The sequence below is a fragment of the Glutamicibacter sp. MNS18 genome, assembly GCF_026107515.2.
GTDB lineage: Bacteria > Actinomycetota > Actinomycetes > Actinomycetales > Micrococcaceae > Glutamicibacter.
Genome location: NZ_JAPCHW010000005.1, coordinates 16808 through 37153 on the forward strand (window position 1 = coordinate 16808; position 20346 = coordinate 37153).

Here is a 20346-nt window from a genome sequence, read left to right on the forward strand (position 1 = left end):
AACCGGTCATGAACCCAACCCTTACCTCCTTGAAGAATCCCGCGTACCTGCAAGGTTCGCTGTCGATGCTGTTGTTCTTTGCCTCGTGGGGCATCTGGTGGTCCTTTTTCCAGATCTGGCTCACCAGCGAGGGCTCCGGCCTGGGCTTGAGCGGTGCCCAGGTGGGCACGGTCTTCTCGATCAACTCACTGGTCACCCTGGTGCTGATGTTCATCTACGGCGCCACCCAGGACAAGCTGGGCATCAGAAGGCACCTGGCCTTTGTGATCGCCACCGTCACCGCCCTGATGGGGCCGTTCGCCGTCTGGGTCTACCGGCCGCTGCTCGAATCGAACTTCATGCTCGGTGCGATCCTCGGCGCGGTGTTCCTCTCCGTGGGATTCCTGGCCGGTGTGGGACTGCTCGAGGCGCTGACCGAACGCTACAGCCGCCGCTTCGGATTCGAATACGGGCAGGCGCGCATGTGGGGCTCCTTCGGTTACGCCATCGTCGCGTTGGCCGCCGGGTTCCTGTTCACCATCAACCCGATGCTGAACTTCTGGGTCGGCTCGGTGATCGGACTGGTCCATGTGCTGGTGTTGGCCCTCTGGCCCACCGGGCGGCAACCGGATGCCAATCCTGCGGGGCAGGTACGGCTCTCCGGGGCAGGAACCCCGGGATTGCGTGACATGGTGGGATTGCTGCGGCTTCCCAGCCTGTGGCTGGTCATCGTCTTCGTGACCTTCTCCTGGTCCTTCTACACCGTCTTCGACCAGCAGATGTTCCCCGATTTCTACACGAGCCTGTTTGAGAGCCAGGAAACCGGGCAGCGGGTGTACGGCATCCTCAACTCGGTGCAGGTCTTCGTCGAGGCGGCGATGATGGGCGTGATCCCGCTGCTCATGCGCCGGGTGGGGGTGCGCTCGGCCCTGCTGCTGGGCGTGGTGATCATGTTCCTGCGCATCCTGGGCTGTGCCCTGGTTGACGACCCGGTGCTGGTCTCGGCGATCAAGATGCTGCACGCCATTGAAACCCCGCTGTTTGTGCTGCCGATCTTCCGCTACTTCACCCTGCACTTCAACCCGGCGCTATCCGCCAGCCTGTACATGGTCGGGTTCCAGGTCTCGGCGCAGATCGGCAACGTGCTGCTCTCCACCCCGCTGGGCATGCTGCACGACCGCATCGGCTACCAGCCCACATTCCTGGTGATTTCCGCGGTGGTCCTGGCCACCGGGGTCTACGCCTACTTCACGCTGAAGAAGGATGACGAGCAGGTGGACGGCGACCCGTTCATGCGCCACCGGGATTTGCAGGGCGCCGGGTAATCGGCTGCCGGCCGACCGGTGAGCGCAACCCGGAAACACGTCCGGGCAGCTGCCGTGGTTCTCCATCATGAGCCACCGCTCGGCGATGTTCGCCCACGCGGAGTCCTCACGAGGGTGCGATACCGAACGTTGCCTCCGGTCGTGGAGGGTCTCCGGATCCACCCCGGGACTGTACTGGCTGCACTCGATGGTCCGGGGCGCGGTGGATCGGGTGCGGCCCAGGGTCCGGTTCCGCGCAGGGTGGCCGGCAGAGGTTTGTCACCAGACTGCGGAACTGCACCTGTACAGCCCGAGTTCCCTCGAATTCGCGGCAGGGGGTGTCTTTGGCTGCCGGAGCCGATAGCGTGGGAAGTGCAATGCAGCGAGGCAGTATTCAGCTGTGCCACGTTTGATCCTTGAGGAGATTCCATGAAGGCAGCACGCTACTACGACCAAAAAGACATCCGCATCGAGGACATCGAGGAGCCCGAGCTGAGGCCTGGCACCGTGGCCATTGACGTGGCCTGGTGCGGCATCTGCGGCACCGACCTGCACGAGTACCTGGAAGGGCCGATCTTCATTCCGCCGGCCGGCCACCCGCACCCGATCTCCGGGGAATCGGCCCCGGTCACCATGGGCCACGAATTCTCCGGAACCATCACCGCGCTGGGCGCAGGGGTCACCGATCTTGAAGTCGGACAGAACGTGGTGGTTGAACCGTACATCATCCATGATGACGTGGACACCTCCAAGGGCCAGCCCTACCAGCTGTCCAAGGACATGAACTTTATTGGTCTCGGTGGCCGCGGTGGCGGACTGGCCGAGAAGATCGTGGTCCAGCGCCGCTGGGTGCACCCGATCGGTGACATCCCCCTGGATGAGGCGGCATTGATCGAACCGCTATCCGTGGCCCACCATGCGTTCGTGCGCTCCGGGGCCAAATCCGGTCAGGTGGCCATCGTGGGAGGAGCCGGGCCGATCGGCCTGCTGACCGCCGCGGTGCTCAAGGCCAAGGGATTGACCGTCTACATTTCCGAGCTGTCCGAGGCCCGGAAGGCCAAGGCACGGGAAACCGGGGTCGCCGATGAGGTCTTCGACCCGCGGGACGGCGACGTGGCGCAAAAGGTCCGGGACCTGACCGGTGGCAAGGGCGCGGATGTGGGGTTCGAATGCTCCTCGGTGCCGGTGGTCCTGGACATGTTGCTGGACGCGGTGGCCTCCGGTGGGGTGATTGTGAACGTCTCGATCTGGGGTCACAAACCGGAAGTCGATATGCCCAAGCTGGTACTCAAGGAAATCGATCTGCGCGGCACCATCGGTTACGCCAGCGACCACCCCGACACCATCGCCCTGGTGCAGTCCGGCAAGCTGGAGCTGGCCCCGTTCATTACCGGACGGATCGGCCTGGATGGCCTGGTCGACGAGGGCTTCGACCAACTGATCAACAACAACGAGGAGCATGTGAAGATCATCGTGAATCCACGCGCCTGATATTCCCTTTGAACCCCGTCGGTTCCATCCGCCCATGCGCCGGGCCAGGAAAAACCGGCGGGGTCCGCTCATTGCTATCGGATACCGGCAGAACCAAACTGTCGGGGTGCTGTCCTATGCTGTTTCCAGGTTCAAGAGACGCAGCGTGAAGTACCTGGCTGGCTGCGCGGCAACCCTCCTCATCGAGTGGGGTGCCCCAGGGGAAGAACCGGCTTGCGGGCACCAGCCCGCAGGCAAGTCGGTGAGGCCAGCACAGTGGAAATGAATCATGATCCATTAGGGCTCCTCCCAATATCCGGAAGGAATGCCAGCCACCATGGAACTGAACCATCACGGGGAATCCGCGGACTTTGAAGCCTGGAGCAAGGAACTTCATGGAACCCAACCACTGGAGAAACGACCGGCCCACGAAGCCTATGGGCAGATCGTTCTCAATCGAGATGCCAACGGCCGGCCAACCTACCTTGATCCGATTGAAGTACCTGTCGACAAATACGGTTTGCCGATGTCCATCCAGGGTGCCGAACCCGATGCGGAACAACGTCTGCAGCTGGGATGGGATGCGGCGCTGAACGATTACTGGCAACCCGTGGGCAGGAGCACGGGTATGGCGCTGTACCGCGCACGCCGGCAACGGGCAGTGAGGTTGCTGCGTGGCGAGGTGGAGCGAAATGAGCCCTGGCGCGACTACGTGCGGGCATGGCAATCCGTGGGGTTCACCCCGGAGGTGTATGTCATGGTCCACGAATTTATCCCCCGCGCGGTGACCCGTGTACGGCAGAAAGCCGAACTACGCGGACGTGTGGCTTGGTTCGAGGATCGGCTGCAGGCCCTGGATATCGTCCAGGATGACTTCGACGCCCGTGGTCGGGATTTGCAGCCTGAACACTGGGCCGACCTGCCACATCTCACGTGGCGGGTGACACCGCTGGACGCGGTGGAGAAGATCCTCGGACTGGGGATGTAGCGGTTCGGTCCGGCCCGGTATCGGCCTCCGGTGGCGGGGCTACACTGACAGCAGGGAATGCCAGTCGCTGTCGAGCAACAAGGGGTGCGCAAACATGGAACCTGGGATGCAGGGGATATTCGAAGACCCGGTCATCGCGGCGATGGCCGCCGGCAAGGAAACCACCTGGTTCCGCCAGAGCCGGACACCCACCGCGCAGGCACTGTCCAACAGCGGCCTGGATCCTGCGCTCATCGATGATGCCAGTGACAGGTTCCAACGCTTCGCGCCCTGGATTCTCCGTGAATTCCCGGAGACCGGGATAAACCACGGCATCCTCGAATCCCCGGTTCATGGGCTTCCCCGGCTCCAGACGGAACTGGACACCCGGTTGGGCCGGGCACTGGGCGGCAAGCTGTGGCTGAAACGCGACGACCTGCTGCCGGTCGCCGGATCGATCAAGGCCCGTGGCGGGATCCACGAGGTGCTGCAGGTGGCCGAACGCTTCGCGCTGGAGGCCGGGGTCATCTCACCCGATGACGACTACACGCGTTTCGCGGACCAGGACGTCCAGGCCGTCCTGGGAAGGTACGGCATCATGGTGGGTTCCACCGGCAACCTCGGCTTGTCCATCGGCATCACCGCTGCACGACTGGGCCTTCGCACCACGGTGCACATGTCCGCCGACGCCCGGGACTGGAAGAAGCAGTTGCTGCGTTCCCACGGGGTCACCGTGGTGGAACACCAGGGGGATTTCAGCCAGGCCGTGGACGCCGGGCGGGCCGAAGCCGCCGCCGATTCCACCGTGCACTTTGTCGACGACGAGAACTCGCTGCCGCTCTTTGCCGGATATGCGGTGGCGGCACGGCGGCTCGAAGGCCAACTGCGGGGACTGGGAATCACCGTGGATGGGCAACACCCGCTGATGGTGTACCTGCCCTGCGGTGTGGGAGGCAGCCCCGGCGGGGTGACCTTCGGACTGAAGCACGTCTTCGGCGATAACGTCCACTGCTATTTCGCCGAACCGGCGAACTGCCCGGCAGTCACCCTGGGAGTGCGCACCGGCCTGCACGAGAAGATCTCGGCCTTTGATCTGGGCTTGGACGGGAAGACCACCGCCGACGGGTTGGCGGTAGCCCGCCCCTCCGAGCTGGTGGGTCGCGCCCTGGCCGATGTCATCGACGGGTACTGCACGGTCACCGACGAGAAGATGCAGGCCCTGACCGCACTACTGGATAGCTGCGAGGGCATCCGGGTGGAACCCTCGGCGACCGCAGGACTGCTACTGCCCTGGCGCGTTTTCGGGCATCCTGACTTCGCAGAAATCCCAGGGCTGGTCAACGCCACCCACCTGGTGTGGTGCACCGGAGGCTCGATGGTGCCGGAAGATGAGATGGCCCGGTACCTGGCCCAAGGGCAGCAAGAACTGGGCAGGATCGGGTCCTGGTAATCCACGCAGTGGCGCAGACCGGACAGGATGAGACCCTTTTCTGTCGAACCGCCCCGGTATCATGGGCAGGGCATCGGGAAAACCGGCTTGTTGCCGGCATCCCGAGCCCACTTGCTCCCCGGCCCTGAATGGTGAACATGGAATACCGCCTGACCAAGGACATCCTGACGATGATGGCCACCTCCGAGACCCTGGCCAGGGCGACCGGGCTGGTGATGGATGACGAGGTGGAGATCGCCGAGGAAACCTATCAGGCCGGAACCAGCCGGGTGGATGGCTGGGTCGATGGCTTTGCCGTGGCAGCGACCCTGGTGCTTGATGAAGCCAGCCGGGTGAGGCTGAAAACCGAGTGTGAACTCGATGGATCGGGCCACCTTTGCCACCACGTGGTGGCGATGCTGCTGGAACTGACCGAATACGGGGATGACTTCATGGTCACCTCGGAACGACGGCCGCCTTTGGGCCACATGGGCCGACAGGATGCCCCTGCCGTATCTCCCTGGAAACGTACCCTCAACATGCTGCTGCCTCCGGTTGAACAGGACACCCCGGCCGAGGTCGAGAAGCTGGGGTTGCTGCTCAAGGTGGAGACTCGCAAGGGATATTGGGGGCGCACCCGCACGGAAATCTCCGCTCGCCCGGCTCGTCCCGGGGTGCGCACCGCCTGGGTGCAATCCGGGGTAAGCTGGCGCGACCTGTTCTCCGATCGGCGGTTCGAGCCGGCGCAGCGTGAGGCCATGGCCGATCTGTACCGCCTGGGCGAGCGCGACCCCGAATACATGTACCACTATGCGACGGATTCCGACTGGCTACCGATCTCCGGGCTACCGGGTCATGATCTGGCCAAGATATTGGAACAGATCAGGGCCACCGGTGTCGCCATGGTTAATGCCGCCTCCGCACGCAAGCCGGTGACTTTCCCTGAGGAACCGGCCCAGGGCTTCGTGGACTTGCGGCAGAAAGGGCAGGGTCTGGAACTCACCGCCCGGCTCGTGGGGCCCGGAGGGGACCGGCAACGGATCCTTCCCTTCGGCACACCACCGACCCTGGCCGTTGTGTCGGAGGGTGAAGTGACCAAGGCGCAGGAAATCGGCATTGCCCGATTCGACCCGCCGATCAGCGAAGAGCTGCTCTCGATCCTCGAAGCAGACGAGGAAATCACCATCCCCGCCGCCGAGATCCCCGAATTCGAGACCGGTTTCCTCTCCCGGGTGCGGCGTACCGCTCCGGTGCGTTCCGGTGATGACAGCTACCGGATCCCCGAGCCTGCCCGACCCGTACTGCAGGTGAGGGTGGAATCATCCCAGGTGCATATGAAGATCTCGCACCAGTGGCATTACGCCGACCACGGTCGCCGCCAGCGGGAAGTGGAAGAATCCATCCTGGGAAGCATCTCGGAGAAATTCGGCCAGTCCCAGCCACTGGGTGAACCATTCGCCGGCACCTTTCCCGGCATGGAACTGGACCGTAATGGCTCGATCGACTTCGTTTTACATGTGCTTCCGCTGTTGCGGGAGCACCCCGACGTACACGTCATCGAAACGGCGGAAGCGGTTCCCAGATACTGGATCGCCGACGGAACGGCCCAGATCTCGGTCAACGCCGGGGAAACGAAACACGACTGGTTCGACCTTGACATCACCGTCCAGCACGGAAACCGCCAGATTCCCTTCGTGCAGCTGTTCGCCGCATTGAATAACGACGAGATGTTCCTGGAACTCGAAAACCACGAAGTGATCCGCATCGACGGACCCGAATTCTCCCAACTGCGCGCGCTGATTGCCGAAGCCGGTGAGTTGGCCGATGTGCGGGCCGAGGGGGTGCGGATGCACAAGTTGGGCATTGATTGGTGGCAGGAGCTGCTGGCGTTGGGGATTATCGAGGCGCAGCAGAATGAGTGGTTGGCCACGATGCGGCAGCTGACCTCGGGTCAGCCGCTGCAGACCCCGGTGCTGCCTGCGGGGTTTACCGCGACCCTGCGCGATTACCAGTGTGAAGGGTTGTCCTGGCTGCATTTCCTGCGCACCCACCAGTTGGGCGGGGTGCTGGCCGATGATATGGGGCTGGGCAAGACCGTGCAGCTGTTGGCGGCCCTGGAAGCTGCCCGGTTGGAGAACCCTGAGCAGAAGTTCCTGGTGGTCGCCCCGACCTCGGTGGCCGGGAACTGGTACAACGAAGCGCAGCGTTTCGTTCCGGAGATGGATACCGTGCTGATCAGTGAGACCAGTAAGAAGCGCGGGTTGAGTGTCACCGAGGCGTTGGACGTAGCCGGTGATCCGCAGTTGGTGATCACCACCTATGGGGTATTCCGGCTGGATTTCGAGAGTTTTGATGAGGTGGAGTTCTCAGTGTTGGTGCTGGATGAAGCGCAGCAGTTGAAGAACCACACCTCCAAGGGGTACAAGCAGGCACGGCAGATGGCCGTGCCGTGCAAGTTCGTCGTCACCGGAACTCCGGTGGAAAACAACCTGCTGGAGCTGTGGGCGCTGGTGTCCCTGGCGGCCCCGGGACTGCTGGGTGGGTTGAAGGCGTTCAAGGACAACTACGCCAAACCGATCGCGGATGGGGACGGTACCCGGTTGGCGCGGTTGAAGAGCAGGTTACGCCCGTTCGTGATGCGGCGGACGAAGGAGCAGGTGGCTACGGATCTGCCGGCGAAGACCGAGCAGATACTTGAAGTGGAGCTGGATCCGGGACACCGCAAGGCCTACGACCGCCGCTTCGCGCGGGTGCGGCAGGAGATCCTGGGCCTGGTGGAGGACGTGGATTCGAACCGGTTCCGGATCCTGCAATCGCTGACGCTGTTGCGCCAGTTGGCCCTGGATCCCTCCCTGGTGGACGAGGGGGACGCACCGAGCGCCAAATTACAGCTGCTGGGCGAACTGCTCGGTGATGCGGTGGCCGAGGGGCATAAGGTGTTGGTCTTCAGCCAATTCACCGGATTCCTGGCCAAGGCCAGGGACGTGGCCGAGCGGTTGGGCGTGCAGACCGGCTATCTGGATGGGTCCACGAGCCAGAAGAACCGTAGGAAGCTCATTGACGGGTTCACCGAGGGGCAGTACCCGGTGTTTTTCATCTCGCTGAAAGCCGGTGGGTTCGGGATCAATTTGACGGCGGCGGATTACTGCATTCTGCTCGATCCGTGGTGGAATCCTGCGGTGGAGGCCCAGGCGGTGGATCGGGCGCATCGGATTGGTCAGGAGCGGCCGGTGTATGTGTACCGGTTGGTCGCCAAGGGAACCATTGAATCAAAGGTGCTGGCCCTGCAGGAGAAGAAGACCCGGTTGTTTAATGATGTGTTGGGTGAGCAGGTGGATGCGGGGCAGTCCACTGCGCTGAGCGCGGACGACTTCCTGTCGTTGGTCCAGTAGCCGGTGGATCATGACACGAACACCGCGTCATGATCCACCATCAACTATTTCCTCTTGGGTTGTCGTTTCCGGAGACTAGACGCCCAGGGTCTCGCGCAGCCGGCCCACATGCCCTTGGGCGTCCACCCCGTATTCGACATGGCTGATCTTGCCAGTGCCATCCACCACGGCGGTGGAGCGTAGGGTGCCGGTAAAGGTCTTGCCGCCGAAGCTCTTCTCGCCAAAGGACCCGTAGGCCTTGGCCACGGAGTTATCCGGATCCGAGAGCAGGGGGAAATTCAAGGATTCGTCGGCCGCGAACGTGGCGATGTCCTCGGGGCTGTCCGGCGAGATCCCCAGGACCGTGTAGCCGGCGCCCTGCAGCGAGTTCAGATTGTCGCGGAAGTCGCAGGCCTCGGTGGTGCACCCCGGGGTGGCGGCCTTGGGGTAGAAGTAGACGATCACGTTCTTTCCCGTGTAATCGGCCAGTGAGACCCGTTGCCCATGGGCGTCCTGCAGTGTGAACTCCGGGGCCTTCTGGCCAACCTGAAGCTGCGTGGATTCGACGCTCATCATGATCCTACTTTCGTATAGCGGTAAATATTTTTCATTCTAGTGATGGGTGCCATGGTTTTCTAGGGGGGCGGCAAAGAAATGACGTGCAGGGGTTTTAGGCGGGCCCGGGTTTCGCCGGCGGTTCGGCGTCCAGCGCGCGCAGCATCCGCTGCAGGGTTTCGCGCAGTTCCGAACGTGCCGGTTCGGGCAGGTCGGTTCGGTACTCCACTCCGGCTGGAACCCAGGACATGCCGTACATGGTCTCCCTGAAATCCCCGCCGCCCACCGGCCAGCGGGTCCGCTCCGGTCCCTCCGGTGTGGCACCCTGTCCCCACTGCCCGAAATAGTCACGCATCTGCTGGTAGGGCAGCTCCATGACGAGTTCCGCCTCGATGGGTTGGGGCGCCCAGGAGGTGGCGACCAGGATGAACTCCTCGATTTCCTTCTCGGTCAACGGGCGTGGGGTGAAAAGCGAGCGGGTGTGCTGGACGTTGTCCACCCGGTCCACCCGGAAGGTACGCCAGTCATCCCGGTCCTGGTCCCAGCACAACAGGTACCAGTGCCTTTCCGCCGGTGCCAGGGCATGGGGTTCCACCCGCCGGTGGGTGACTCGGCCGGACCCGGAGGTATACGTGAAGCGTACCCGTTCGTGGTCGCGGCAGGCCAGGGCCAGTTCGCCGAGAACCTCGCTGGAGACTGCGGCCCCTGCGTGGATGCCCGCGGGCTGCACCGCTTGGGCGAGGGCGGAGACCCGGCGGCGCAGCGGTGCCGGCAGCAGTTTCTCGAGTTTCGCCAGCGCGGTGATGGTGGTTTCCGGGCCGGAGACCAGTCGTTGGGAGGCGGCCACCCGCAAACCGATGGCCATCGCCACCGCCTCGTCATCGGTTAGCAACAGGGGCGGGACCGCGCTTCCGGCCTCCAGTCGATATCCACCGGCGGTGCCGGGGATCGACTCGATCCGGTAGCCCAGTTCGCGCAACCGATCCACATCGCGGCGCACCGTGCGCGCGGTGACGCCCAGTCGCTGTGCCAGTTCGGAGCCGGGCCAGTGCCGGTGGATCTGCAGCAGGTTCAGCAAGGCCAGCGCCCGGGAGATTGAATCGGACATGCCACCACTATGACAGATAACGAGGACGGTATCTGTCCTCATTGGATTCTAGGGTGAATTCCATGACGAACGAACCCATCATCGACGCACGCTCGCTGAGCAAGCGATTCAGCGTCAACAAGCAACCCGTCGAGGCGGTCACCGACCTCAGTTTCACGGTGCAGCCCGGGGAACTGGTGGCCTTTCTCGGACCCAACGGAGCAGGCAAGTCCACCAGCCTGCGGATGCTTACTACGCTGATCCCTCCCACCTCCGGCTCGGCACGGGTAGCGGGCCACGACATCCGCCGTGAGCCCGCCGCCGTCCGCCGGAATATCGGATATGTCGGCCAACTGAACAGTGGCAGCTTCGCCCAGCGGGTCCGTGACGAACTGATCAGCCAGGGTGCCTTCTACGGGCTGGGCAAGTCGCAGGCCCGCCGCCGGGCGGATGAGCTCATCGAGTCCCTGGATCTGGCGCCCTTTGCCAAGCGTTCGGTGCAGCAACTCTCCGGCGGGCAAAAACTCCGATTGGATGTCGCGTTGGGACTGATGCACGCACCCCCGCTGTTGTTCCTCGACGAGCCGTCCACCGGCCTGGACCCGCAGAGCAGGGCCAACCTCTGGCAGCACATCATCGACGTGCGGGCGCAGCACGGAACCACGGTGTTCCTCACCACCCACTACCTGGAGGAAGCCGACAGGTACGCCGAACGGGTCATGGTGATCGACCGGGGCCGGATGATCGCCGACAATACCGCCGAGCGGTTGAAGGCTGAGCTCGCCGGTGATGCCCTGCGGCTGACCTTCACCAGCCAGGGGGACGCGGAAGCGGCAGCCTCCATGGTGCAACGGCTCGCCGGACGGCCGGTTCAAACCCACCAGGACCATTCGCTGAGGTTGACCGCACCGGATGGGGCGAGGCTGCTGCCCACCGCGGTCCGGGAACTGGACGCCGCCGGAATCCGTGTTGACTGCGCGACCGGTGTCCCGCCCACCCTGGATGACGTGTTCCTGTCGCTGACCGGCAGGACCCTGCGTGAAGCGGACGCACCGGAAGAAAGCGAAGCGAAGATCCCCATGGAAGGACCAGTCAAATGACCAATACCCCGATCCGCGGCGGGATCCGCCGCGATACCTGGAATGTGCTGGTCCGCGAGTTGCGGCCGGTGGTCCGCGACCCGTTCACACTGATCTTCAGCCTCGTCCAGCCACTGGTGTTCCTCGGGTTGTTTGCCCCGTTGCTGATCGGGCAGTCGGGGATGCCGGTGGACCAGACCCTGCGCTGGTTCGTGCCCGGGGTGATCGTGATGATCGTCCTGTTCGGTACCGGGGCCGTCGGCTCGAACCTGCAATACGAGATGATGACCGGATCCCATGAACGGACCCTGGTCGCACCGCTGGCCCGCTCTTCCCTGCTCATCGGGCGGGCGCTGAAGGAAGTCGCCCCGATCATGGCGCAAGCCCTGCTGATCGTGCTGATCGCACTGCCCTTCGGATTCAGGTTCCATCCCGGCGGGCTGGCGATCGGGCTGGTGATGCTCGCGGTCTTCAGTATCGGCCTCGGCTCGCTGTCCTACGCCCTGGCGCTGGGCACCCGCGACCGGGAATGGCTGTTCTGTGGTGTGCAACAGACACTGATTTTCCCGTTGCTGATCCTTTCGGGCATGTTGCTACCGTTGGACGAGGGACCGGGGTGGATGCGGGCGGTCTCGACCGTCAACCCCGTGAACTGGGTAGTCCAGGCCGAACGGGCGCTGATCCAGGGCGAGTTCTGGGACCCGGTGGTGCTCTGGGGGTGGGTGGCGGCAGGGCTGCTGGCCGTACTCGGGCTGGCCGTAGGCATCCGCGGAATGCGGCGCAGCAACTGATATGTAGTTGGTTTTGTCAAGGTGGGCATGGCAAGGCGACCTCGCATCTGAAAAGGCGCGTGGTCGCCTTGCTGGTTCCCATGGACCTCGCTCTTCGGACTGGGTCGTGACTCGTGCTGTGTTTCAGCGACGACGTGGTCGATTCTGATATCCGCGGGTTGGTTACCGCATGACGACGTTTCGGCGGGAAGCAGAGCCGCTGGTCTAGGATCGAACGTCGCGGGCCATCAGCGTCTGATGCAGGCAGCAGACGGCCGCGGTTCATAGTTGCGACGCGGGTTGCTTCCACGCTGTCACGAACCTCTCCGTCGGGTCAGGGGTTCACGGGAAGTCTCGGGAAATGGTTCAGGACTCCATGACGGTGTCCTCTGTGGTGCGTTGCTGGGGTTCGGCCAGTGCCCAGCACCAGCCGGCCAGTTCACGGGCGATCGCGACGTTCGCCACGCACCGGCGCTTCTTGCGTTCCTCGAACGCTTCCCATCGCCGGTGCAGCCGCTGGTTCGCCCGGTGCGCCCGGGCCCTGGTTTCCGGTGTCGCGGCATCCCATCGCCGGCGTAGGGTGCTGCTGGGCTCGTAGTACGGGCGGGCGTGGTGCCAGGCAGCCTCGACCAGCAACCGGCGCGCATGCTTGTTCCCGGTCTTCGTCACCGGTCCCTGGCAGCGGGTCTGCCCCGAGGAATGCTCACTGGGCACCAGCCCCAGGTAAGCGCCGATGCTGTTCCCGGTAAACCGGGTCCAGTCCCCAATCTCGACGGCCAGCCCGAACGCGGTCAGGGTGCCGACCCCGCGCAGGCACTCCAACGCGGTGACCACCGGCGCGTAACGGCTGGTCGTGGCCATCAGCTCGATCTGTGCATCGAGTCGGTCCCTGCGTTCGATGACGGTGTCGAGCATCCCGATGGATTCGTGCAGGGTTAGCTGCAGGGTCGGGATATCGAAACTGATCGCCTCCAGCCAGGCCCGGTGATCCGCGGTCCAGGCCCTGCCGCCGGTATAGAGCAAGTCGTGGCGCAGCAATAGTTTCGAGAGGCGGTGCCGGGAACGCATCAAATCCATCCGGGCGTCCTCGCGTAGCCGCACCAGGTCCCGGGCCGCTTCTTCTTCCGGGTCCGGGACCCGCACCTCGGTGACCTGGCCCAAGGAGAGCAGCCGGGCCAGGTGCTCGGCGTCCCGGGCATCGGTCTTCACCCTGTCCCCGGAAGGCCGGATCAACCGGGACGGGGCCGCGACGACGCACTCGATCCCGGCCGCAGTCAATGTGCGGGCCAGGCCGTACCCTGTCGGTCCGGCCTCGTAGGTTGCCCGGAGGGTGGAGATCTCACCACCATGGGTCAGGATCCAGTGGCGGACACCGGCTGGGTCCATGGCCAAGGCTGCGCGTTGCACTTCGCCGGTGTCCGGGGTGATGGCACAGATTTTCACGCTACGAGCATGCACGTCCATGCCGATGAAAGTACGCTGGTACATAGCTGGAACCTCCTTGTTCATCTGTCGGCACCAACACAACAGTGGCGCCACAGACCCGAGGAAATCCACGGGTTCGTGGTGATCATGTTGGTGATCCACGCTACGCCGTAGAGCGTTCAATCATTATGAAGCGGAGGTTCCAGCTCTGACCAGACCTGCCGAGCCCTACAACTCATATCGTCTAGGGGCGGGCCGATCGGGCGGTAACCGTATCCCTGCGGGCCGAGCGGTGGCAGACTGGAGGTAGCCCATTGATATGCCTAGGAGAACCATGTCCCCTGATGAGGTGCTGAACCACGAAGAACTGGAGCTGAACCTGCGGCGCCTGCCCGGGTGGCGGCACGAGGACGACAGCCTGCGCACACGGCTGTCGTTCCCCACCGCCGCAGAGGCCATCGACTTATTTGCCCGGATTGCCGAGCTGGCCCAGCAGGCCAACCACCACCCGGATGTCGACTGGCGCTACGACACGCTGCATATTGCGCTGACCTCCCATGACGCGGGCTCGAAGGTGACCGCCCGGGATGTGGCACTGGCCCAGCAGATCCAGCTGGCGGCCGAAGCCGCCGGGGCCGGGATCGGATAGGGCGTTCGCCCAGCAAGAACACCGGCCCACGGTGTGCACGACGCTGTTGCCGGGCTGTGATCCGTGACAAGCTGGGAGGGAACCCCGTTCGACGGTGAACCCGCGGTTTCACCTGTGCCAAGGAGTACCATGTCTGTTTACGCTGTGACCAACCCTGCCACCGGAGTCGTGGAAGCGACCTACCCGACGGCCACCGACGCCGAGATCCAGGAAGCCATCGGTTTGGCGCACCAGGCCTTCACCGGCTGGTCGACCTCCGAGATCTCCGAGCGGGTAGCCCTGCTGGAGCGTGTGGCCGACATCTACGAAGCCCGCGCCGACGAGCTGGCGGCCATCATCACCCGTGAAATGGGCAAGCCGATTCGCCAGGCCCAGGGGGAGATCGGCATTGTTGCCTCGATCTACCGCTACTACGCCAAGAACGGCCCGAAATTCCTTGCAGACGAGGAACTGGAGGTGGCCAGCGGCGGCAAGGCACTGGTCCGCAAGGAAGCGGTGGGCGTGTTGCTGGGCATCATGCCGTGGAACTTCCCGTACTACCAGGTCGCCCGTTTTGCCGCGCCGAACCTGATGAACGGCAATACCATCCTGCTCAAGCACGCCCCGCAGTGCCCCGAGTCGGCGCTTGTCATGGAACAGATCTTTGCCGAGGCCTCCGCACCGGCCGGTGCCTATGTGAACATCTTCGCCAGCAATGACCAGGTGGCCGACATCATTGCCGACCGCCGGGTCCAGGGGGTCTCGCTGACCGGGTCGGAACGTGCCGGTGCCGCCGTGGCGGAGATCGCCGGACGCAACCTGAAGAAGGTCGTACTCGAACTCGGTGGGTCGGATCCGTTCCTGGTCATGGAAGACGCGGATGTGGCCCGCACGGCCAAGATGGGCATGCGTGCCCGCTTCGGCAATACCGGCCAGGCCTGCAACGCCGCCAAGCGTTTCATCGTGGACTCCTCCGTCTACGAGGAGTTCTCCAAGGCCCTGGTGGACCAGGTGGCGACCATCAAGGTCGGGGATCCAACCGAGGCCGAGACCTTTGTCGGCCCGCTGTCCTCGGCTGCCGCCCGCGACGGGCTGGCCGCCCAGGTGAAGGACGCCATTGACAAGGGCGCCACCGTGCTGGCCGGTGGCAAGCCGGTGGATGGGGATGGGGCCTACTTTGAACCCACTGTCCTGGCCGGGGTCACCGAAGAGATGCGGGCCTTCACCGAGGAACTCTTCGGACCGGTGGCCGTGCTGTACAAGGTGGACGGCGAGGAGGAAGCCGTTGCCCTGGCGAACAACACCGACTACGGGCTGGGCGCTTCCATCCACACCAAGGACGCCGATCGCGCCGACCGGATCGCCCGGCAGCTGGAAACCGGCATGGTGGCCATCAACGAGCCCTCGGGCAGTGCCGCGGAGCTGCCCTTCGGCGGCGTGAAGCGCTCGGGGATCGGGCGTGAACTGGGCAAGTACGGTATGGACGAGTTCATCAACCACAAGCTGGTGAAGATCTCCGGACGCTAAACGCGGGAGGTTTTTTGACACACAGGCCGCCGGGTATCCAGATACCCGGCGGCCTGTGCATCTGCGCGGCCGGCACCGGGACAGGGAAACCGGGCAGTACCCCTAGCGGTGGCGGGCGAAAGGGACGAGAATATGCCGCATGGAAACCACCGACTGGTTGCTCGATTCGGATCCCGCGCTCCGCTGGCAGGTCATGCGTGATCTGCTGGATGCTCCCGCCAATGAGGTGGAAACCGAGCGATCCCGGATAGCCCGCGAGGGGTACGGGGCGACGCTGCTGGCCCACCAGGGACAGGACGGGTACTGGAACGGCGATGAATGGGGAGAGAACGGCAGTCGCAAGTCCGTGCTCTGGACACTGGCCAGCCTGCGCCGACTTGGAGTGCTGCCGGCTGACCCGTTGGTGCTGGAGGCCGTGGAGCGGGTGCGGTCCTCGGTCACCTGGCACCTGTGGGATGACCTGCCCTATTTCCACGGCGAAGTCGAGCCGTGCATCAACGGGGGAGTGCTGGCACAGAACGCCTACTTCGGAGTCCTCGGGGACGGAGCCACCAGGCTGGTCCAGCGGCTGGTCGATGAACAGCTGCCCGACGGCGGATGGAATTGCCAGGCCCCGCACTCCGCTGTCTCGTCCTTCGATTCGACGTTGTGCGTGCTGGAAGGCCTGCTGGAGTACCAACGGTCCGTCACCGACCCGGAACCGGCAGTGGCCGCGGCACGTGAAGACGGTGAACGATACCTGCTGGAGCGCTCGTTATTCAGGCGCAAGAGCACCGGCGAAATCGCCGTGGGCCGCTACCTGAACTTCTCCTTCCCGCCGTACTGGTTCTACGACATCCTGCGGGCGTTGGATTACTTCCGGGATGCCGGCGGCCCGGCCGACCCGCGATTGCACCCGGCCCTGGAGGAACTGGAATCGCGGCGCGGAGCGGACGGCCGGTGGATCGCCGGCATCACCTGGCCCGGGGAGGTCTACCTGGAATTGGATGCACCCCACGGCGAGCCCAGCCGCTGGAATACGCTGCGGGCCCTGCGTGTGTTGCGCTGGGCCGAATCCCCGTAGCCGTCCCCGGGGCACCAGTCCTAGATGCCGGTGGCGCGCACACGCTCCGGCGGCGGGCCGGTCACCACCAGGTCCAGCTCGGCATGCTGCTTGATGCCCTGGATGACCACCGACGGGTCGATCAACCCCTCGGTGTAGACGTTCGTTGCGCCGGCCACACCGGTCACGTCGAAGAACGGCTCGAAGATGTCCCCGGTGAGCATGCCCAGCATCTGGGTGTTGTGCGCGGCGATGGCGAAACTGTGGATGGTTCCGGCCGGGGCATGCAGGAAGTCCCCGGCGGTCAGCAGCAGCTCCTGGCCGTTGACCCAAAGCCAGACCCTGCCCGAAAGGCAGATGAAGTTCTCGGTATGCTGCTTGTGGAAGTGGCGGATGATGTAGGGCTGCGGGGCGGCCAGCGTGCTGACCGCGAAGTAGCGTCCGCCGGTATTGCGGCCACGCGCCAGATAGGTGTTCAACGCATCGGGCCAACCGCGGTGGTCCCCGGAACCCGCGGACAGGAAGTACCCCTCAACCCCCTCGGGAAGATGATCCGCGTCCCGTTCGGCTTCCAACGGCTGGGCACCGGAACCGGAGGGGAGCAACAGGTTCTTCGCCGCGGCGCTCTGGTAGATGTGTGCCTGCACCTGGGTGTCGGTCCCCAACAGCTGTTCCAGTGCACCTGCTGGAGCGCAGAACATGAACAGCCTGGTCATGTGGCTCAGGAAACGGTAGGACAGCGTGGCGCCGGGCGGCACGTGGAAGGAATCCCCCTGTGCCAGGATGCGTCCGGCCCCGGAAATCCACACCTCCAGGCTGCCGGCGGCCACCACATAGGAGCGTTGCTGGCCGGTCAGTACATGGGCCGCGGTTTCGGCGCCGCGCGGGCCGAGGATGAAGGCGGCCTCGAAGTCCCCGCCGGTGTCCTGGGAACGGGCCACTACGGTGTAGAGCTGCCCGTCCTTCTCATAGCGGGCACCTTCCCCGGAAGCCATGTAGTAGGGCAGGGGTTCGCCGGGCAGCTGGTTGACCAGCGGTACCGCGCCATGGATTAGGTCGAGATCGGTGGTAGTCACAGGAGTTTCGCTTTCGTTGGGAGGGTGGATAGCCGGTGCTTGAAGAATTCGTGGACACGGGCGAAGCCGAAGGTGTGCGCGGCCCCGTCCCCGGGTAACCCGGAGGCGTAATGTATGGCGGCCACCGGCTCCTCCGCCTGCAGCCGACCGTCATCCATGACCGACGCCAGCTGGACATCCAGTCGCCCGGGCGGGTTCAGGAAGCCGTGCTTGAAGCCGTCCAGGAGATACAGTTCGCTGTCGGCATCGGCCTGCAGCAATGCCTGGTGCAGTTGCACCGAGTGGTCGGGCCCAACCAGCAGGTCGCCGGTGCCGTGGGAGATCTGGAATGCCGGGGCGCTACCGGTGACCCAGCTCAGCGGATTCGCCTGGCGCGCCAGCTCGGCCCCGAGCGGCGTGGCGGGGTCGTGGCCCAGGAACCGTCCTTCCGGGGTCTGTTCCCAACCGCGTTGCCGCCCGGCGGCCTGGGCAACGATGGCGGCCAGGTCGACCGGCGGGTAGGACACCGCCACGGCCTGCACCCGGGCGGCTTCCGCCTCCGGGTGCTCGTTGCGGTAGACCGGGTGCTCCGCCGTGAGCGCCGCCAGGGCGGCCAGGTGTCCGCCCGCCGAGGCGCCCCACAGGCCGATACGCTGCGGATCCAGCCCGAAACGCCCGGCCTCATCACGCAGGAATCGCACCGCCTGGTGGACATCCTCAAGCTGCGCGGGGAAGGCGTCCGTACCCGAAAGCCGGTACTCGATGGAGGCGATGGCGCACTGCATGCTCCCGGCATGCAGTGCCAGATCCGGGGCCAGGGTCCGGTCGCCGGTGAACCAGCCGCCACCGTGCAACCAGATGACCACCGGGTAGGGCTGTTCCCCGGTACCAGGCAGGTAGAGATCCAGCAGCAGGTCTTTACCTGCTGGTCTCGAGTAGGTGATGCCTTCGAGAAGCCGCGTGGTGGGGGCGGGACGGAAAGTGCTCATGGCATCCATACTGGGCCGTGGATCACACTCCGGCCAGCGGGATTCTCCGGATCACCGTTCGGGGAATCCGGATGATCAGGTTGGCTGGTGACTGACCCGCACGGCCAGCCGTGCGAATTCCTCGACTGCCGGGGTGCTGCCGGCGGCGGGAACCACCAGATGGGTGGTGATCTGCGGGGCGTCGCCGATGGGAACAAAGCGCAAGGCGGGGCGGGCATAGATCTGCGCCGCGCTCTGGGCGCAGATGTTGACGCCCAGGCCTGCGGCGCAGTAATCCAGGATTTCCTCGAAATTCCTGGCCAACGGCAGGACGCTGTACTGGCCCGGGATCGCGGTGGCCAAGGGCGCCAGCCATGACGTGGTTTGCCGGCTGTCGGGGGCGCCGATGAACTTCTCGCCGCGCAGGTCCTCCCAGCGGACCGAGTCCCTGGAGGCCAGCCGGTGGTGTTGGGAAAGCACCAGCATGCAGTTATCCCGCCACAGTGGCAGGGCCTGGAAGTCGCCGGTGGGGTTCTCATCCAGGGTGCCCACGAACGCGCAGTCCACCGTGTTGCCGGCCAGCGCCTCGTCGCATCCGACGAATCCCAATTGGTGGATCGTCCAGCTGATATCAGGCATGGCCCGGGAAGCTTCGGCCATGACCTGCTGGAAGTGCGGACTGGAAACCATCACGCCCACGCGCAGCTCACGTGCCGGCCGCGCCGAGCTGGCCCAGTGCAGCAGCTCGTCCATGGAACCGATGACCTTCTCGGCCAGCGGGATCAGTTCGCTGGCGGCTCCGGTGGGTTCCACGGTGCGCGAGGTGCGGGTGAACAGCTTCATCTGCAGGCGCTTTTCCAGCATGGCGATCTGTTCGCTGAGCGTCGAGGGGCTGATGTTCAGCCGCTGTGCGGCACGCCCGAAGTGCAGTTCCCGGGCCAGGACCAGGAAGCTGCGCAGGTGCAGGACGGTGATGTTCATATCGGATCCTTCCGGCTGGTCGATATCCGGCCCGGGGCGGCTAGGGTCGAAGCGAGTCGCCGAGCCGCTGCAGATGCGTGTTGATCTGGGCTACCAGGTCGATCTTGCCCCGGCTGACTACCCACTGCAACTGCAGGCCGTCACTGACCGCGATGCATTCACGGGCCACCGCATGGTAGTCGATGTCCGTGCGCAGGAAGCCGGCCTGCGCCTCAGCCTGGAAGAGCGCCGCGATCTGGGCGGTGACCCGCTCGTAGCGTTCGGCGAACAGCTCGTGGGCCGGGCTGTCGGGGTCGGCGGCCTCGGCCGAAACGCGCACGAACAACTCCATGAGTCCGGGTTGGGCGATCAACAGATGGGTCAGTTCGAGCAGCAGGCCCAGGGTCCGGGTGCCGTCCAGGGGGCCTTCGGATGCCGCAGCGAAGCTTTCGGCAACGTCGAAACGTTGCTCGACAATGGCCAGCAGCAGGTGCTGCTTGGTGGGGAAGTGGTGGGTCACGCCCGGGGTGGTCAGTCCTACCTGGCGGGCGATTTCGGCCAGCGAGGTATTGGAATACCCTTGGCTGGCGAAGTACTGTGCCGCGACATCGATGATGTGCCCGCGCCGCTTGCGTCCCACGGAGTAGCTGCCGCGCTTGGTTGTTCCTTGACTCACATGCCCATGCTACCGGACTGCCTGAAACAAAAACCTTGCATATAAGGTTTTCAG

Annotated in this window: 17 protein-coding genes and 1 riboswitch; of the genes, 10 read left to right on the forward strand and 7 right to left on the reverse strand. The window is 64.6% G+C overall.

The features are described from left to right. Window positions 1–8 precede the first annotated feature (8 nt). From OK351_RS07835 to OK351_RS07855, 5 genes are all read left to right on the forward strand, one after another. A complete protein-coding gene (locus OK351_RS07835; protein WP_265157610.1) occupies window positions 9–1304 on the forward strand; it encodes an MFS transporter in 1296 nt (431 codons plus the stop codon). A gap of 408 nt (window positions 1305–1712) precedes the next feature. Continuing rightward, window positions 1713–2774 (forward strand): 2,3-butanediol dehydrogenase, encoded by a 1062-nt coding sequence (locus tag OK351_RS07840; RefSeq protein ID WP_265157612.1) that lies wholly within the window; start codon window positions 1713–1715, stop codon window positions 2772–2774. Window positions 2775–2903: 129 nt separating this feature from the next. Next, window positions 2904–3020, forward strand: a riboswitch (SAM riboswitch). Window positions 3021–3090: 70 nt separating this feature from the next. Further along, window positions 3091–3741, forward strand: coding sequence for a hypothetical protein (locus tag OK351_RS07845; protein WP_265157614.1), 651 nt, complete (start codon window positions 3091–3093; stop codon window positions 3739–3741). Between the two features lie 106 nt (window positions 3742–3847). After that, window positions 3848–5170, forward strand: a complete 1323-nt coding sequence (locus OK351_RS07850; RefSeq protein ID WP_265157616.1) for a D-serine ammonia-lyase — start codon at window positions 3848–3850, stop codon at window positions 5168–5170. A gap of 137 nt (window positions 5171–5307) precedes the next feature. Next, window positions 5308–8541, forward strand: coding sequence for a DEAD/DEAH box helicase (locus OK351_RS07855; protein ID WP_265157618.1), 3234 nt, complete (start codon window positions 5308–5310; stop codon window positions 8539–8541). A 75-nt stretch (window positions 8542–8616) separates the two neighbouring features. On the opposite strand, the gene bcp is transcribed toward OK351_RS07855, so the two are convergent. Continuing rightward, on the reverse strand, window positions 8617–9096 hold the full coding sequence (gene bcp / locus OK351_RS07860) for a thioredoxin-dependent thiol peroxidase (protein WP_371931399.1): 480 nt from the start codon (window positions 9094–9096) through the stop codon (window positions 8617–8619). A gap of 94 nt (window positions 9097–9190) precedes the next feature. Beyond that, window positions 9191–10183 carry a helix-turn-helix transcriptional regulator gene (locus OK351_RS07865; protein WP_265157620.1) on the reverse strand — a complete coding sequence of 331 codons (993 nt, stop codon included), beginning with the start codon at window positions 10181–10183 and terminating at the stop codon, window positions 9191–9193. Between the two features lie 62 nt (window positions 10184–10245). Between OK351_RS07865 and OK351_RS07870 the strand changes: the two genes are divergently transcribed. Both OK351_RS07870 and OK351_RS07875 read left to right on the forward strand, forming a co-directional pair. After that, window positions 10246–11262 carry an ABC transporter ATP-binding protein gene (locus OK351_RS07870; RefSeq protein ID WP_265157622.1) on the forward strand — a complete coding sequence of 339 codons (1017 nt, stop codon included), beginning with the start codon at window positions 10246–10248 and terminating at the stop codon, window positions 11260–11262. Beyond that, window positions 11259–12032: an ABC transporter permease gene (locus OK351_RS07875; RefSeq protein WP_265157623.1), complete on the forward strand. Its 774-nt coding sequence runs from the start codon at window positions 11259–11261 to the stop codon at window positions 12030–12032. The genes OK351_RS07870 and OK351_RS07875 overlap by 4 nt, the downstream gene beginning before the upstream one ends. Before the next feature lie 345 nt (window positions 12033–12377). On the opposite strand, the gene OK351_RS07880 is transcribed toward OK351_RS07875, so the two are convergent. Then, window positions 12378–13499 carry an IS110 family RNA-guided transposase gene (locus tag OK351_RS07880; RefSeq protein WP_265157625.1) on the reverse strand — a complete coding sequence of 374 codons (1122 nt, stop codon included), beginning with the start codon at window positions 13497–13499 and terminating at the stop codon, window positions 12378–12380. A 271-nt stretch (window positions 13500–13770) separates the two neighbouring features. Here OK351_RS07880 and OK351_RS07885 point away from each other — a divergent pair, with 271 nt between their 5' ends. The 3 genes from OK351_RS07885 to OK351_RS07895 all read left to right on the forward strand — a co-directional run bounded on the left by OK351_RS07885 (window position 13771) and on the right by OK351_RS07895 (window position 16654). Beyond that, window positions 13771–14085 carry a 4a-hydroxytetrahydrobiopterin dehydratase gene (locus OK351_RS07885; RefSeq protein WP_265157627.1) on the forward strand — a complete coding sequence of 105 codons (315 nt, stop codon included), beginning with the start codon at window positions 13771–13773 and terminating at the stop codon, window positions 14083–14085. A gap of 129 nt (window positions 14086–14214) precedes the next feature. Then, window positions 14215–15591: an NAD-dependent succinate-semialdehyde dehydrogenase gene (locus OK351_RS07890; protein ID WP_265157629.1), complete on the forward strand. Its 1377-nt coding sequence runs from the start codon at window positions 14215–14217 to the stop codon at window positions 15589–15591. Between the two features lie 139 nt (window positions 15592–15730). Next, window positions 15731–16654: a hypothetical protein gene (locus OK351_RS07895; protein WP_265157631.1), complete on the forward strand. Its 924-nt coding sequence runs from the start codon at window positions 15731–15733 to the stop codon at window positions 16652–16654. Between the two features lie 20 nt (window positions 16655–16674). Here OK351_RS07895 and OK351_RS07900 read toward each other — a convergent pair whose 3' ends face one another. From OK351_RS07900 to OK351_RS07915, 4 genes are all read right to left on the reverse strand, one after another. Beyond that, window positions 16675–17709: a cupin domain-containing protein gene (locus OK351_RS07900; protein ID WP_265157633.1), complete on the reverse strand. Its 1035-nt coding sequence runs from the start codon at window positions 17707–17709 to the stop codon at window positions 16675–16677. Then, window positions 17706–18677 carry an alpha/beta hydrolase gene (locus OK351_RS07905; protein WP_265157635.1) on the reverse strand — a complete coding sequence of 324 codons (972 nt, stop codon included), beginning with the start codon at window positions 18675–18677 and terminating at the stop codon, window positions 17706–17708. The genes OK351_RS07900 and OK351_RS07905 overlap by 4 nt, the downstream gene beginning before the upstream one ends. Window positions 18678–18752: 75 nt before the next feature. Further along, window positions 18753–19637: a LysR family transcriptional regulator gene (locus OK351_RS07910; RefSeq protein ID WP_265157637.1), complete on the reverse strand. Its 885-nt coding sequence runs from the start codon at window positions 19635–19637 to the stop codon at window positions 18753–18755. Between the two features lie 40 nt (window positions 19638–19677). Beyond that, complete coding sequence (locus tag OK351_RS07915) at window positions 19678–20292, reverse strand: TetR/AcrR family transcriptional regulator (RefSeq protein WP_265157639.1); 615 nt, start codon at window positions 20290–20292, stop codon at window positions 19678–19680. Window positions 20293–20346: the final 54 nt, after the last annotated feature.